The organism is Alteromonas confluentis (assembly GCF_001757105.1).
GTDB classification, from domain to species: Bacteria; Pseudomonadota; Gammaproteobacteria; order Enterobacterales; family Alteromonadaceae; genus Alteromonas; species Alteromonas confluentis.
In genome coordinates this window covers 81816-96558 of the sequence record NZ_MDHN01000037.1, presented here as the reverse complement: position 1 = coordinate 96558, position 14743 = coordinate 81816, and the positions used below count along the sequence as shown (strand labels likewise).

Genomic DNA, 14743 nt, shown 5'->3' with positions numbered 1-14743 from the left:
CATTATAGTTGTATTTTAAACTGCCTGATCAAGTCTCCTGGAGTCTGTATTAACGACCAGAAGTGAAGTCTGGATATGCTTCCAGGCCACATTCTGCAACGTCAACACCTTCAAACTCTTCTTCTTCAGATACTCGGATACCCATGATTGCTTTGAGTACTACCCAAACGATCAGGCTGGTAACGAATACCCAAACAAAGATGGTTAATGCACCTAACAGCTGGCCACCAAAAGTAGAACCATCGTTAGTAACAGGAACCAGTAACAGACCTAACAGACCAACAACACCGTGAACAGAGATAGCGCCCACAGGATCATCGATTTTCAGTTTATCAAGGAACAGGATAGATACTACAACCAGTAGACCACCCAGCGCACCGAACAGTGTCGCTTGCAGCGGAGTAGGTGTAGAAGGTTCAGCAGTAATAGCAACCAGACCAGCCAGCGCACCGTTCAGTACCATGGTCAGGTCAGCTTTACCGAACATGATGCGAGCCAGCAGCAGAGCAGCAATAGCACCACCAGCGGCAGCAGCGTTAGTGTTCATGAATACAACCGCAACTGCGTTTGCACTTTCTACAGTAGCAGTAGCCAGTACTGAACCACCGTTGAAACCGAACCAGCCCATCCACAGGATGAATGTACCTAATGTTGCCAGTGGCAGGTTTGCACCTGGGATAGCGTTAACTTTGCCATCTGCAGTGTATTTACCTTTACGCGCACCCAGAACCAGTACACCAGCAAGCGCTGCAGCAGCACCAGCCATGTGAACGATACCAGAACCTGCAAAGTCAGAGAAACCTTCATCACCCAGCGTGTACATACCGAATACGGCTTCGCCACCCCAAGTCCAGGCACCTTCCATTGGGTAGATGAAACCAGTCATCACAACCGCAAAAGCAAGGAAAGCCCACAGTTTCATACGCTCAGCAACCGCACCAGATACGATAGACATAGCAGTCGCTACGAATACTACCTGGAAGAAGAAGTCAGCAGATGGTGCATAAGTGGCTGCATCTTCAGCAACGCCAGTTGCACCGTCACCAACGATACCAGAAAGGAATAAAGTGAAGTCACCACCACCGTACATGATGCTGTAACCGCAAATCATGTACATGGTACAGGCAATCGCGTAAAGCGCGACGTTTTTGGTCAGGATTTCAGTTGTATTTTTCGCTCGTACCAGACCCGCTTCCAGCATTGCAAAGCCCGCAGCCATCCACATGACCAACGCACCGCAAATCAGGAAATAGAAGGTATCTAATGCATACCCAAGTTCGAATGTGATTTCCATTGTGTTCTCCGCAATTTCTCTTTTTGTTTTTTACAGCGCGTCTGCGTCAGTTTCGCCGGTACGAATACGTACTGCATGTTCAAGGTCGTAGACAAATACTTTGCCGTCACCAATTTTGCCAGTTTTTGCTGCACCGGTGATGGCTTCTACCAGTCGCTCAACCTGATCAGCTGCAACTGCAACTTCCAGTTTTACTTTTGGTAAGAAATCCACCTGATATTCAGCACCGCGGTACAGTTCAGTGTGTCCTTTCTGACGTCCAAAACCTTTCACTTCGGTAACGGTCAGGCCGTCGATTCCGATCTCTGAAATGGCTTCACGAACATCATCCAGCTTGAACGGCTTGATGATAGCTGTGACTAGTTTCATGTGTTGCTCCCAGATAATGGTTGTTTGTGTTCGCTTAAAGCGGCTTTTCACAATCTAAGACAAGTCCTATGCCATAAATTTTAATCCAACAGAATCATATATTTATGCAAATCGATGAATAAAAAATGTGAATTTTTTGCACCACATGTGATCACTACACACCAATAGCACCAATTTGGTGCGAAGATTCATATCTGTTAGGAAATAGCATTGTAAATGACGGAACTTCAAGCAGTTATTCAGGTCTTTGATGCGTATGGAAACCATGGAAAGCCCTTTCTTTGCGCCTCAAAGGCCACATATTGAGACGCCTCACTGCAAAAAGCGACGAGGGGTATTTGTTGCATCTGTGGTAATACACGCTGTACTGATTGTGATTCTCGCAACCGCTGAAAAGAACAGGACTATTCCAGCCCCCGAACTGCCTCCTCCAATTAACGCAAGATTAGTGTTCAAAGCACCGACACCGGCAGTCACTAGCAAAGAAAATTTGCCGCAACCCGCCATTACGTCACCGCCGGCGACACAGCCTGTTGAAGAACCTTCACCTCAAATAGAGAAAGTCGACATTGAGCCCGTTGAGCCCGCGCCTGCTGAAAAGGTGAGTCAGGCGCCGGCGCAAAACCCCGTCTCGACAACGAAGGACACTGCACCTGCTGCATCTTCTGAACCGGCCCCAGTGGAATCGGAAAAGGGAAGTCGCCCTGCAACCTCATTAACATCACGACGTGCACTGGATGCTTTTTTTAGCCAACAGCAAGCGCAAGCCCGGCAACGAGACGCTGAAATGGCAGCGAAAGCATATAGAAAGCAGAAAACATCGCCTGATATTGTCGATCCCCGCAAAGATAAACTTGAAGAAGAAGTGAACGCTCCATCCACGGTTAACGTAAATTGTTCCGATACAACAACGAATGTGCTAGCCACTATCGCCACCTTTACCGGCGGGCGTGTCGCCTGTTCCAATCGAAGCAACGGCTTCGATAAGTTTATCGATAAACACCTGAACAAAGGTGTAAAAGACGATGAGAACCGCTAGCCCGCATATTGCGCACAACCATAACTGTGGTTAATCTACCCGCTGAAATTTTTATAGGAATTATCCATGGCAGCCGCCAACTTACTTGCTCTTATTGACGATATCGCCACCCTGCTCGATGACATTTCAGCCATGTCTAAGGTCGCCGCTCAAAAAACAGCCGGCGTACTCGGTGATGATTTAGCCCTTAATGCGAACCAGGTTCAGGGCGTACGCGCTGAACGAGAACTGCCTGTGGTGTGGGCGGTCGCGAAAGGCTCATTGCTAAACAAAGTGTTTCTTGTCCCCGCAGCCATGCTGATCAGTGTGTTTATACCTGTACTTATCACCATTTTGCTGGTCATTGGCGGCTTGTACCTGTGCTTTGAGGGGGCAGAAAAAGTCATTCATAGCCTGTTCCATAAGCAGGACGAGGCCGAACGGGAAGCGAGAATCGCCAAACTGGCGCAGGAAGATGTCGACCTTGTGGCAATGGAAAAGGATAAAATTAAAGGGGCAATTCGTACCGATTTTATTCTTTCTGCTGAAATCATTGTAATCGCACTCGGCAGTGTACAAGGCGCCGATTTAGTCACCCAATTAGGTGTTTTGTGTGCGCTTAGCGTGGGGATTACGGCTGGCGTTTATGGCATTGTCGCCGGTATCGTGAAAATGGACGATGTTGGCCTTTACCTGCTCAGAAAGTCTCTCACTGGCGGTTACAACGGTTTTCAACGCATTACCGGGCGCGCACTTCTGGTTTCGGCTCCCATTTTAATGAAAGTTCTCGCGTTTGTGGGAACTATCGCCATGTTTCTGGTGGGTGGCGGTATACTCACTCACAATATTCCTTTCCTGCATCATGTTGCAGAAAGTATGAGTCATGGCTTTGAGCAGCTTGGCTTTATCATTCCACTGCTCATCGATGGTGTAGCAGGTTTGATTGCGGGCTCGTTGATTGTGGGCGTGGTATCAATTTTCACTCGCGGTAAATCTCACGATTAAACCGACCTGTGCTTGCAGGCAAACATCAATGATCAAATAACAAAAGTGGTGATTTTCACCACTTTTGCTTTTTTATTTTCACCAAATTTTGGTTTCTTTCCTTTCAAGATTATTTATTCGCGCCCTCTTCGAAATAAAAATCCCTTTAAAATCAATACAAATGGAATTTTAAGCGATATGGCACAACTATCGCTATTCAACTATCACTTACGCAAATGCGACTAAACAATTAACTGCCGGGAAGTCAGCCAGCGCGCAGTTTCTAATCTTAGTTAATGGAGAGTAACGATGATAACTTCCGGTGGTTTATTACTTCTTGCGCTTGGGCCCGTTGTTGCTTACCTGGCCAGTGCTGTACTTTTCAGCGGACTGCAAAGCCTCGCAGCCCGCTTTCACTAATCCCAACGCTCCCGTAGGGCCTTTCCCTGGGTCAGCTGATATATCGCGTACGAGTTTTAATGAATCGATATATCCTGGCCGCAGGGCTTTTTTATGCCTGCGCCTTTATGTCTTTACAGTTTTGGAAAAGCAACGGCCTTTACCCATTGCAAGCTTAACCACCAAATAACCGCTCCCACCAACTCTTTTTCTTACCCGATTGTTGCTCTTGCCTTACTGGCTGACCATAACAATCCTGACTTGGTGGTGGCAGCACATCCAGAATCGCTGGCACACTCATAGAATCCGGACAACCAGCAATGGTAACAGCGCCGGTTTTGCTGTCGAAATGTGCAATCCCCAGCCCTTGCGGGAATCGACGGGATAATGATTTCGGAGACTGTGATTTCTGGTAATTCACGAATACTGGTAGTGCACCGCCCGCACCGGTAAGCAGAACCGGCTGGTTGTCATCGTTGCCGACCCAAACGGTGGCCACATTGTTGCGGTCGAAGCCGGTAAACCAGCTATCACGATAATCGTCGGTAGTCCCCGTTTTACCGGCCATATTGATATTGGGGAACGTTTGCCCTACCCGCTTCGCCGTACCTTCTGTAGTCACTTTATAAAGCGCGTAATTCAGCAGATAGGTGGCCGCCTCGTCTACCCGCTGCGAATAATACTCTGCATGTCGCCAAACCAAGCGGTTGTTTGCAGACACCACCGACGTAACAGTATGAAGTGGAATATACCGGCCATTATTAGAAATGGTCTGGTACATCTGGTTAGTTTCCAATGGTGATAAAGACATAGCACCTAACGTCATTGCGGGTACTTCGCGGAATGTGCTTTCCACGCCCAAACGATGAATGGTATCTGCTACGTTTTCTAGCCCAACCTGCATACCCAGGTTAACCGTGGGTACGTTGAGTGATTCAGACAAACCTTCCACCAGCGGGACCTGACCGCGGAATTTCTTGTCTGCGTTTTTGGGTGACCAGGTTTTTCCGCTTTCGTTTTCCAGCGTAATAGGTTCATCCTGAAGCGGTGTCGCCAGATTAAACGAAACAGGATCTTCCAGCGCAGTGAGATATACCGCTGGCTTAATTAACGACCCCACCTGGCGCTTGGCATCCAGCGCACGGTTAAACCCTTTAAATCCGGTTTCACGGCTACCAACAATAGCGCGAATTTCGCCACTGGCAATATCGGTTACCACCATAGCGCCCTGCAATTGCGCTTTACGATCTGACTGCAAACCGTTTAAGGTACTGGCAACGGCCTTTTCTGCCCGGCGCTGCGCGTAAATATCTAGCGTAGTAAAAACTTTAACGCCAGAGTCCCTTAGCGAAGGATCGGCCAGAATTTCCGTTAACTCCCGACGAACCTTGTCCATAAAGGCAGGATGTTTACCACTTGCCAGACTCGCACCCGAAGCCAAACCGATAGGGGAATTCACCGCGCGTTCATAGGCAGCCCGGTCGAGCTCATTGGCTTCAAACAGTATGCGCAATACCAGATTACGACGTTCCAGTACCCGCTCTTCGTAGCGACGAGGATTGTAATAAGAAGGCCCTTTTATCATTGCCACCAGCGTGGCGATTTCAGGGGTACTCAGCTCGTTCGCCGGACGGTCAAAATAGAAGTAGCTGGCGAGGCCAAAACCATGCACCGCCATGTCTCCATTCTGCCCCAGAAATACCTCGTTAAGGTAGGCCTGCAAGATCTCATCTTTGCTGTAGCGGGCATCAATGATCAATGCCATCAGCGCTTCTTTGATCTTACGGGTAATGGCTTTTTCCCTGGTAAGATAGAGATTTTTCACCAACTGCTGCGTGAGCGTACTGCCGCCCTGCACTGTGCGGCCTGCGCGAATGTTCGCTATCAACGCCCGTAAAATCGAAAGCGGTGCCACGCCGTGGTGAGAATAAAAATCTTTGTCTTCAGTGAGTATTAACGCTTTGGGTAATAATGCTGGCACTTCATCCAGTTTTACCAGCATGCGATCTTCGCGACTGCTGCTCACCATACGAGTGACCAGCCAGGGCTCCAGGCGAATACGGTTCAGCGACTGCCCGGCACTGTCGTCGTTAATCGAACCGATGCGATCACCGCTCCAGCTAATAGTGATTTGTCTTAGCGGCTCATCACCGTCGGGGAAACTGAACGCCCGGCGCTGCATCACTAACTTGTTTCGGGTATAGCGATATTCACCGCTACTATCAGGCGAGTTTACGCTGCGATAGCCGAGTAATTTCAGCTCATCGAGGACTTCTTTCGGGGTGATTTCCTGCTCTTCAGACAACACCAGTGGGCGAGCAAAAATTTGTGCGGGCACTTCCCACTTATTACCGGTGAAAGTGTGTTTTATCTGTGCATCGAGATACACCATGTAGCCAAGTAACACGGCAAAGCCAACCAGGCATAATTTAAAAAGCAGCCCGGGCCAGCGCCGACGGGGCTTACTACCAATTTTCTTCGGTTTCGTTACTTTCGTCTGTTTTTTAGCCACTTATCATGCCAATATAGAAAATGTCACAAAGGATTTTGCGGTTTTCGCAGCGGAATTGCCAGCCGCATGTTACCGTAAAAATCATTGTCGTTCTGTTGTGATAAAACCTTTACGTCAGAACCATCAATCCGGATGGCTGGATGAGCCAGAAAGGAGCGAAATATGAAAATTTCTATCGATGTTGACCTGTCCCCACAGGAAGCCCGCGAATTAATGGGCTGGCCGGACATGAGCAAAATCCATGAAGCCACCATCTCACAACTTACAGAGCAAATCAAAAGCGGCAATCAGGAACTAATGTTGTCAATGCTGAAGCCATACCTGGATGGCAGTCAGCAGGCCTTTACCTATTATCAGAAAATGCTGGAGAGCATGGCCACTGCAGGAACCAGCAAAAAGTAAGCATGGAGGTGTCTTGTGCACGAGCAGGACAAAGACGATATTCTGGACACACTGAATCAGTATGCGCAGCAGTTTAATGCAATGGTTCACAATATTCTTACCAAGAAAAATAGCAGCGAGGAGACGTCCGCTATGTTCGATCCGGAGAAGCTGGGCACATTGCTTTCAGGCGACGCGGTAGAAGTTGATTCAGCCAAACTCATTCAAACCCAAATGGATTTCATGCGCCAGCAAACTGAATTGTGGCAACAAGCCACAAAAGCGATGCTGGGCGAAAATTCCCATCCTGTCATGCAGGAAGAAAAAAGCGACCGTCGGTTTTCTCACACCGACTGGCAAGACAACCCTATTTTCAGTTACATGAAACAGGCTTATCTGATTAACTCTAAAATGTTGCAGGGAATGATTTCTTCCATGCAGTTCAAAGATCCAAAATCAGAAGAGCAAGTGAAGTTCTATACTCGCCAGTATATTAACTCGGTGTCTCCTACCAATTATTTGCTGTCGAACCCGGAAGTCTGCGAAGAAATTCTCAAAACCAAAGGCCAGAACATGGTGAAGGGTATCGAGAACTTCATGCGTGATTTGGAAAAGAGTCCGCTGGAAGCCTTCAAAATTACCCAAACCGATATGGATGCTTTTGAGGTTGGTGTGAACCTGGCTACAACGGAAGGCCAGGTGATTTACCAGAATGAGCTCATGCAGCTGATTCATTACAAACCTAAGGTGGAGAAAACCTATTCAACGCCAGTGCTGTTTGTGCCGCCGTTTATTAATAAGTACTACATTCTTGACCTTGATGAGCGCAAGTCTGCGGTAAAAGGATTGCTGGATTCTGGCTTTTCAGTATTCATGATTTCCTGGGTAAACCCAGATGCATCACTCGCAGACAAAGACTTCTTTGACTACATGAAACAAGGTCCCATAGAAGCACTGGATGTGGTTTGCGACATTACCGGTAAGAAAAAAGTGAACATGGTGGGCTTTTGTGTTGGTGGCACATTGTTAAGTGCAGCCACGTCTTACCTGCGAGCGAAAAAAGATACCCGGATCGAGTCACTCACCCTGCTCACCACACTACTGGACTTTAGTGAGCCCGGAGAAGTTGGCAACTACCTCACCGAAGATGCTTTGCCCATTATGGAGCAAAATGCAGACATTAAGGGCATTTACGATGGCCGCATTCTGGGTTTGAGCTTCAGCCTGCTGCGTGAGAACAACCTGTTTTGGTCGTACTTCATCAATAATTACCTTAAAGGCAAGGACCCAGCGGCTTTCGACATTCTGTTCTGGAACAGTGATGCGACCAACATTACCGCGTCTTGCTTCAAGCAGTACATTCGTACCACCTATTGGGAAAACAAACTGAAAGATCCGGGCGCGGTGGAAGTCGATGGCATTCCGATTGATCTTGGCAACATTGATGTTCCAGTCTATTTCCTGACGACTCTGGCCGACCATATCGTACTGTGGCAAGGCGCATACAAAGGTACGCAGTTAGTGAAAGGCGATACCCGTTTCGTACTGGCAGGTTCAGGCCACCTGGCTGGCGTTATTAATCCACCAGAAACCGGCAAATACCCGCACTGGACGAACGAAAAGCTGCCTGAAAGTGCCAGTGAATGGTTCGACGGTGCGGTGAAGCACGAAGGTTCATGGTGGCCAAACTGGCACGAATGGCTTATTAGCCATCGCAAAACCAAAGTAAACGCCCCTCAACCCGGAGAACACGAAAATTACCCAATCATCGAAGCCGCGCCCGGCTCGTACGTGAAAAAGCAACTCGGTTGAGTTGCTGGTTTGTGGTTGGTGCTTCGCTCTCGGTGACGAAGAGAAACAAAAAAGGGGCCTTGCGGCCCCAGTGCTTTTGTCTATTCGGTTTGCGGTAAATTATGACTCGCTGTTTTTCTCTTTAGCGATGTCTAGTACACGTGAACGCAATTTTTCATCCGTTTGTACTAATTGTGCAATTGTGGTGTAAGTCTGTACTTCCAGACCTGTTTTCTCAATTTCACTTACCATTTCAGTTTGCGCTGCTTGCTGAATTTGCTGCATTTTTTCAGGCGTTTCATCGCCGCTGATTTCAGACTGGTATTTATCTGCTACATCGCTAACTGCATTCATCGCAACAGTAAATTTTTCCAGAGTTGCGTCATCAAAATTTTCAGTTTGCATTGTAGGTGCGCTGGATAGACCCGTCTCTTTGGTATCTTCGGCAGCCTGTGAAGCGAAGTTAACAGAACATGCTACTGCCAGGCCAAGCGCTAATGATTTGACGAATTTATTCATATTGATCTCCAATTTGGATTCGAATTGCCGTCTAACCTTAAGACTCAGCGTAAAACGGCTCTCATCATCACTACAGCGATAACCATGCCACCCCGACAAAACCGAGCAATATCATGTAATTAAGAAAGCCGCATATATTTTCACCGGTAATTGTTGTGCAACAGTGTCGCTTTTTTTCACACCTTTTAAGTTGCCGGTGGAGCGTCTAATGCGCTACTCTGCGTATTGAACCGAAGAGGTAACGTCATGATCATCATTAAAAAATATCCTAACCGCCGACTGTACGATACGTCACAGAGTCAGTATGTAAATCTTGATTACATCAAAACACTGATTAATGAACGGCAGGAATTTAAGGTCATCGACTCCAAAACCGAAGATGACATCACCAAGTCATTACTCCTGCAGATCATCAGTGAATCTGAAGCCAACGAAAATCAGTCTCTGCTGACCAATACCCTGCTTAAGCAACTTATTCGCTATTACGACACTGACATGCAATATTTTCTTCGTCAGTATTTAGAACAGTCGTTAGTGGCCTTTATTGAGCAGCATGATCAGGTTCAAGGTGTGATGAAGAATATGATGGATAACACGCCTTTTGGTATGTTCAATAAAATGATTGAACAAAATATGGAAGCGTGGAAAAAGTCGCAAAAATAAGTTTGTCTCCCTCCTTAACGCCACTTTGTTGCACAGCAGCATAAAAAGCTATTTGCTTATTATTTATTCGTCTAACTATTTTTGCTGCACCGCAACATTTTAGTTGATCTCCTGATTTCGATTGCTTAATATCTAACCAAAGATTGCTGCAACGCAGCAGATGGAAATCATCAACTGGTCAGGAGAAGAATATGTTTGGCAAGTTTTCAGAGCAGCTGAAAAGTACCACTAAGCCGGTACACACGCTGTTTGCTGTGAATACAAAAACATTGGAAAGTCTGTCTCAGCATCAGACAACACTGTTTACAGGGTTACTGAGCGACGGTATGCACTATATCGAAGCGGTATCTAAGCAAACAGAGTTGAAAGGTGTGATGAATGCGAATTCAGAGCTGGCAGAATCAGTTCGTGAGCGCATGACCAGCGCATCGAAAGATACCTACTCTACGCTCAACGCCATGCGAGAAGAAGTAACAGAAGTGATGGCTTCCAGCTTAACTTCTGCAGCGGAAGCAGCAAAAGAGACGGCGACTAAGGCAACCACTGAAACGAAAGAAGCAGTGAAAAAAGCCACGCCAAAGCCAGCCGCTAAAGCGACACCGAAAGCGGCCGCCAAACCTGCGAAAGAAGCAGAAACCGTAACGAAAGAAGCGGAAAAGGCAGTCGAAAAGGTCGCAGAGGCAACGGAGAAAACGGTTGAGAAAGCCGCAGAAACCACAAAGGCTGTAGCAAAAGAAACCAAGCAGGCTGCGACTGAAACCAAAGCAGCACCGGCTAAAAAGCCTGCTACCAGAACCCGTCGTACGGCTGCGAAAAAGCCTGCGGCAACTAAATCTACAAGTTAAAACAACCCAGAAACTGGAGAAGAGTAATGTTTGAGCAAATGAACGAGCAAATGAAAAGCGCAATGAAGCCTATGACTGACCTTGCTACATTAAACATGAGCACTATGCAGGATCTGGCTGAGAAGCAAAACGCCATGTATAGCTCTCTGTTATCAGAGAACATGTCTTATTTTGAGAAAGCAGCACAACAGAAAGACATGTCTGCGCTGGCTGAAATGAACAAAGCTTATGTAGAAACTGTTCAGGAAACAGTGACTGATACTGCAAAAAGCTCTTACGCCATCATTTCAGAAGCACAGCAAAAAGCTGGCGAAATGTTTAAAGGTTTAAGCGACGAAATGACGTCTAAGTTCCAAAGCGCCGCTAAAGCGTAAAAAAACGACAGAGCGACGTTCTCGTCGCTCTTGTTCCCCTCCACATTATGTGAGCCTTTTTCCCCTAAAGGTCTTAGCCCCAGCCAGTTTTCGAGGAGAGACGTAATGAATTATCAGGCATATGATTATCTGACACGCGGTGCATATATTATGCACGAGGGTTTCAGTCTGCTTAACGATATTGCGAGCCATCCTTCCAATCTCTATGGTCATACCTTGCCCGGCCGCATCACCCGCGCTTCGCTGGAAACTGCTATGCGGCTGACACAACGCTACGAAAAGCTGGGGTTTAATATCGACGAGATAAAAATCGACGATAAACGGCATAAAGTGAAAGAAGAGGTCGTATTTAGTAAGCCGTTTTGCGACCTCATTCACTTTCATCGAGCCGGTGTGCACGACGACCATAAAGTATTATTGGTTGCTCCGTTATCAGGTCACTTTGCCACGTTACTAAAAGGTACCGTTGAAGCATTATTACCTGATCACGAAATTTACGTGACCGACTGGGCTGATGCCCGTGAAGTACCTCTTGAAGATGGCCCTTTCAGTTTCGACTGCTATGTTGGTTATCTTATCGAAATGCTCGAATTTCTTGGCCCTGGCACACACTTGATGGCGATCTGTCAGCCAACTGTGCAGGCGCTAATTGCAACAGCCGTTATGGCTGGGAAGAAAAATGAATGTGTGCCTAAGTCGCTAACACTCATGGCCGGCCCGTTAGATTGCTCCAAAAATCCGACACGGGTAAACGAGTTCGCTCAGGAACACTCGATGAACTGGTTTCGTAATGTAGCCATTATGAAAGTGCCTTATGGTTACCCTGGTGAAGGTCGACAGGTTTACCCTGGCTTCATGCAGCTCGGCGGCTTCATTAGTATGAACCAGAAGTCACACTTGAAGAAATATCAGAACTTTTTCCAGAACCTGGTATTTGGCGAAGAGGAAGATGCTGACCGCTTCCGTGCATTCTATGATGAGTACATGGCCGTTTTAGATATGCCGGCTGAGTTCTATCTTGAAACCATTGAACGCGTTTTCAAGAACAATGAAATTGCCCGCGGCGCTATTACCTATCAGGGTGAACCGGTGAATTTCGAAACAATCACCAAAACGGCACTACTCACCGTGGAAGGTGCCGATGATGATATTTGCGGTCTTGGCCAAACGGAAGCTGCGCAGGATATTTGCAAGAATATCCCCAAAAACATGCGTAAGCACCATGTTCAACCGGGCGCAGGTCATTACGGTATTTTCAGTGGATCTAAGTTCCGTCAAAGTGTGCGCCCCATCATCACTGATTTCATCCACAAATACGCTTAATCACGCTGTGGTTAACGCACGACCATCTCTACGCGCCTGATCTCCAATCAGGCGCGTTTCGTATTTTCCCCTATGTTTCTCTCGCCCCAATGGGGACAGTTAAGGTAGCATGAACGCCTCAACAAAAAGGGTAATTTGTCATGTCTAAATGGATCCCGCGTAAACTTGGTTTATCTGTTCTGTCATTACTGGCAGCGTCTTCTTCTGTTTACGCCAACACCGATTTTGAACAGTGTAAAACGGAACTGTCACAACAGGCCGTTGCGCAGGGCGTTAGTGGCGAAACGGCCAGTAAAGTATTTGCCAACATTCAATATCAGCCCAGAGTGATTACACTCGATCGCAGCCAACCAGAATTTGTGCAAACGTTTCCGGGCTATTATGGTAAGCGCGTAACGGCGTGGCGAATTGGCAAAGGTCGGGAGATGTACGCGAAGCATCGCGAACTCCTTCGTAAACTGAGTCATAAGTACGGCGTTCCGGCGCACTACCTTGTTGCATTTTGGGGTCTTGAAACTAACTTCGGCTCCTACAAAGGCAAAATGAACGTATTAAACTCTTTGGCAACATTAGCGTGTGATGAGCGTCGTAGTACCTATTTCACTAAAGAATTAATAACCGCAGTGAAGCTACTTGAGCGGGAATCCCTCGACCAAACACAAATGGTTGGTTCGTGGGCTGGCGCCATGGGCCACACGCAATTTATGCCATCGGCCTACATGAACTATGCTATCGACGGAGACGGCGATGGACAAATCAATCTCTGGGAAAGTGAAGAAGACGCCTTAGCATCTGCAGCGAATTTCTTATCGCAGTTAGGCTGGCAGCCAGGCTTCCGCTGGGGCCGGGAAGTAAACTTACCAGAAAATTTCGACTACCGTGATACCGGTTATAAAAACCGCCAGGCAATTACCAACTGGGATCAGATGGGCATTACCAAAGCCAATGGCGAGTCACTGGGTAGCAGCGACGAAAAAGGATACGTTGTGGTGCCGGCAGGACATAATGGCCCTGCTTTCATTGCCTACCACAACTTCCGCATCATCATGCGTTGGAATAATTCTGAGTTTTACGCTATTTCAGTAGGAAAGCTTGCCGATCAAATTGCCGGTGAAGCCGGACTCATCAAGCCGCTACCTGAACTCCCCGCCTACGAACGCAACGATATCATAAAGCTGCAAACTGCGCTCAATGAACTGGGCTATGATGTGGGCAAGCCTGACGGCATTATCGGACCTGCAACTCGCTCAGGTATTCGGGAATACCAATTGTCGAAAAACTTAGTTGCCGATGGATTTCCAGGTTTAGATGTGATGGAAGCGATAGGGGTTTTCAGCGAAGCGCCAAAGCAAGAAAAGCAAAGTTAATTTGAATCTTTCAGAGAGCGAACAATCGCTCTCTGAAGTGTTGTACTGTGCCGAAAGGCTTAGTACATGTGTTGACCACCGTTTACGGACAGAGTTGAACCGGTAATAAAACCCGCTTCATCGCCAATTAAGAACAATACGCTACGCGCGATATCTTCTGGCGTACCAAGACGCCCAACCGGGATCTTAGCAACAATCTTCTTCAATACTTCTTCTGGTACAGCGCGAACCATTTCAGTATCAACGTAACCCGGTGCAATTGCATTCACGGTAACGCCTTTCGCCGCACCTTCCTGAGCAAGTGCTTTGGTAAAACCATGAATACCTGATTTTGCAGCGGCATAGTTGACCTGACCATATTGACCAGCCTGACCATTAATTGAACCGATATTCACAATGCGACCAAAACCTTTCTCGCGCATAGAATCGATAACTGCACGACAAGTATTAAAACAGGAAGCAAGGTTCGTTTGAATAACAGCATTCCATTGTTCAAAATCCATGCGGTGCATGGTGCCATCCCGGGTGATACCGGCGTTATTTACAAGAATTTCAACAGGGCCATAATCAGTCGCAATTTGCTCAATTGCTTCTTTGGTTTTTTCAAAATTCGAGACATCAAATTTAAATGAAGGAATGCCGGTGTGCTCAGTGAACGCTTTGGCTGCTTCATCGTTACCACCATAATTTGCCACAACAGTATAACCAGCATCTTTTAATGCTGTGCAAATCGCTTCACCAATTCCTCGGGTACCGCCTGTGACTAGTGCAACTTTACTCATTTCGTCTCCCTCTTATTGTTGACGTAAATATGTACAACAATGCATATATAAACACGCTTATTCATACTTTTACAACGGGTTCAGAAAGACTTTTTATGCGACTTTTGTCTAATAAAATTTAT

Annotated in this window: 14 protein-coding genes; 9 read left to right on the top strand and 5 right to left on the bottom strand. The window is 47.0% G+C overall.

Annotation, left to right across the window (positions count from 1 at the left end):
- Nucleotides 1–49: 49 nt before the first annotated feature.
- Entirely contained in the window at nt 50–1294 is a 1245-nt protein-coding gene (locus tag BFC18_RS15565; RefSeq protein WP_070126476.1) for an ammonium transporter, read from the bottom strand.
- A gap of 30 nt (nt 1295–1324) precedes the next feature.
- Nucleotides 1325–1663, bottom strand: a complete 339-nt coding sequence (glnK, locus tag BFC18_RS15560; RefSeq protein WP_070126601.1) for a P-II family nitrogen regulator — start codon at nt 1661–1663, stop codon at nt 1325–1327.
- A gap of 250 nt (nt 1664–1913) precedes the next feature.
- On the opposite strand from glnK, the gene BFC18_RS15555 reads away from it, so the two are divergent.
- Together BFC18_RS15555 and BFC18_RS15550 are read left to right on the top strand one after the other, a co-directional pair.
- Nucleotides 1914–2702, top strand: a complete 789-nt coding sequence (locus BFC18_RS15555) for a hypothetical protein (protein WP_070126475.1) — start codon at nt 1914–1916, stop codon at nt 2700–2702.
- Between the two features lie 66 nt (nt 2703–2768).
- Nucleotides 2769–3686: a DUF808 domain-containing protein gene (locus BFC18_RS15550; protein WP_070126474.1), complete on the top strand. Its 918-nt coding sequence runs from the start codon at nt 2769–2771 to the stop codon at nt 3684–3686.
- 553 nt (nt 3687–4239) lie between these two features.
- On the opposite strand, the gene mrcB is transcribed toward BFC18_RS15550, so the two are convergent.
- The gene (gene mrcB, locus BFC18_RS15545) at nt 4240–6576 is read right to left on the bottom strand and encodes a penicillin-binding protein 1B (RefSeq protein WP_070126473.1); all 2337 of its coding nucleotides are present in this window, start codon (nt 6574–6576) and stop codon (nt 4240–4242) included.
- A gap of 162 nt (nt 6577–6738) precedes the next feature.
- On the opposite strand from mrcB, the gene BFC18_RS15540 reads away from it, so the two are divergent.
- Both BFC18_RS15540 and BFC18_RS15535 read left to right on the top strand, forming a co-directional pair.
- Nucleotides 6739–6978, top strand: a complete 240-nt coding sequence (locus BFC18_RS15540) for a DUF6489 family protein (RefSeq protein WP_070126472.1) — start codon at nt 6739–6741, stop codon at nt 6976–6978.
- A gap of 15 nt (nt 6979–6993) precedes the next feature.
- Nucleotides 6994–8769, top strand: coding sequence for a PHA/PHB synthase family protein (locus BFC18_RS15535; protein WP_070126471.1), 1776 nt, complete (start codon nt 6994–6996; stop codon nt 8767–8769).
- Between the two features lie 99 nt (nt 8770–8868).
- Here BFC18_RS15535 and BFC18_RS15530 read toward each other — a convergent pair whose 3' ends face one another.
- Entirely contained in the window at nt 8869–9267 is a 399-nt protein-coding gene (locus BFC18_RS15530; RefSeq protein ID WP_070126470.1) for a DUF4168 domain-containing protein, read from the bottom strand.
- A gap of 246 nt (nt 9268–9513) precedes the next feature.
- Between BFC18_RS15530 and phaR the strand changes: the two genes are divergently transcribed.
- The 5 genes from phaR (at nt 9514) to BFC18_RS15505 (ending at nt 13839) form a co-directional block, all read left to right on the top strand.
- Complete coding sequence (gene phaR / locus BFC18_RS15525) at nt 9514–9930, top strand: polyhydroxyalkanoate synthesis repressor PhaR (RefSeq protein WP_070126469.1); 417 nt, start codon at nt 9514–9516, stop codon at nt 9928–9930.
- 191 nt (nt 9931–10121) lie between these two features.
- Nucleotides 10122–10775, top strand: a complete 654-nt coding sequence (locus tag BFC18_RS15520; protein WP_070126468.1) for a phasin family protein — start codon at nt 10122–10124, stop codon at nt 10773–10775.
- A 26-nt stretch (nt 10776–10801) separates the two neighbouring features.
- Nucleotides 10802–11149, top strand: coding sequence for a phasin family protein (locus tag BFC18_RS15515; protein ID WP_070126467.1), 348 nt, complete (start codon nt 10802–10804; stop codon nt 11147–11149).
- Between the two features lie 105 nt (nt 11150–11254).
- Entirely contained in the window at nt 11255–12472 is a 1218-nt protein-coding gene (locus tag BFC18_RS15510) for a polyhydroxyalkanoate depolymerase (protein ID WP_070126466.1), read from the top strand.
- A gap of 140 nt (nt 12473–12612) precedes the next feature.
- Nucleotides 12613–13839 (top strand): lytic murein transglycosylase, encoded by a 1227-nt coding sequence (locus tag BFC18_RS15505; protein ID WP_070126465.1) that lies wholly within the window; start codon nt 12613–12615, stop codon nt 13837–13839.
- Between the two features lie 59 nt (nt 13840–13898).
- Here BFC18_RS15505 and phbB read toward each other — a convergent pair whose 3' ends face one another.
- Complete coding sequence (gene phbB, locus BFC18_RS15500; protein WP_070126464.1) at nt 13899–14621, bottom strand: acetoacetyl-CoA reductase; 723 nt, start codon at nt 14619–14621, stop codon at nt 13899–13901.
- Between the last annotated feature and the right edge of the window lie 122 nt (nt 14622–14743).

Bases quoted from the DNA above. Each gene is read 5' to 3' on its own strand.
- BFC18_RS15565 (WP_070126476.1), bottom strand. From the start codon at position 1,294: ATGGAAATCACATTCGAACTTGGGTATGCATTAGATACCTTCTATTTC.
- glnK (WP_070126601.1), bottom strand. From the start codon at position 1,663: ATGAAACTAGTCACAGCTATCATCAAGCCGTTCAAGCTGGATGATGTT.
- BFC18_RS15555 (WP_070126475.1), top strand. From the start codon at position 1,914: ATGCGTATGGAAACCATGGAAAGCCCTTTCTTTGCGCCTCAAAGGCCA.
- BFC18_RS15550 (WP_070126474.1), top strand. From the start codon at position 2,769: ATGGCAGCCGCCAACTTACTTGCTCTTATTGACGATATCGCCACCCTG.
- BFC18_RS15540 (WP_070126472.1), top strand. From the start codon at position 6,739: ATGAAAATTTCTATCGATGTTGACCTGTCCCCACAGGAAGCCCGCGAA.
- BFC18_RS15530 (WP_070126470.1), bottom strand. From the start codon at position 9,267: ATGAATAAATTCGTCAAATCATTAGCGCTTGGCCTGGCAGTAGCATGT.
- phaR (WP_070126469.1), top strand. From the start codon at position 9,514: ATGATCATCATTAAAAAATATCCTAACCGCCGACTGTACGATACGTCA.
- BFC18_RS15520 (WP_070126468.1), top strand. From the start codon at position 10,122: ATGTTTGGCAAGTTTTCAGAGCAGCTGAAAAGTACCACTAAGCCGGTA.
- BFC18_RS15515 (WP_070126467.1), top strand. From the start codon at position 10,802: ATGTTTGAGCAAATGAACGAGCAAATGAAAAGCGCAATGAAGCCTATG.
- BFC18_RS15510 (WP_070126466.1), top strand. From the start codon at position 11,255: ATGAATTATCAGGCATATGATTATCTGACACGCGGTGCATATATTATG.
- BFC18_RS15505 (WP_070126465.1), top strand. From the start codon at position 12,613: ATGTCTAAATGGATCCCGCGTAAACTTGGTTTATCTGTTCTGTCATTA.
- phbB (WP_070126464.1), bottom strand. From the start codon at position 14,621: ATGAGTAAAGTTGCACTAGTCACAGGCGGTACCCGAGGAATTGGTGAA.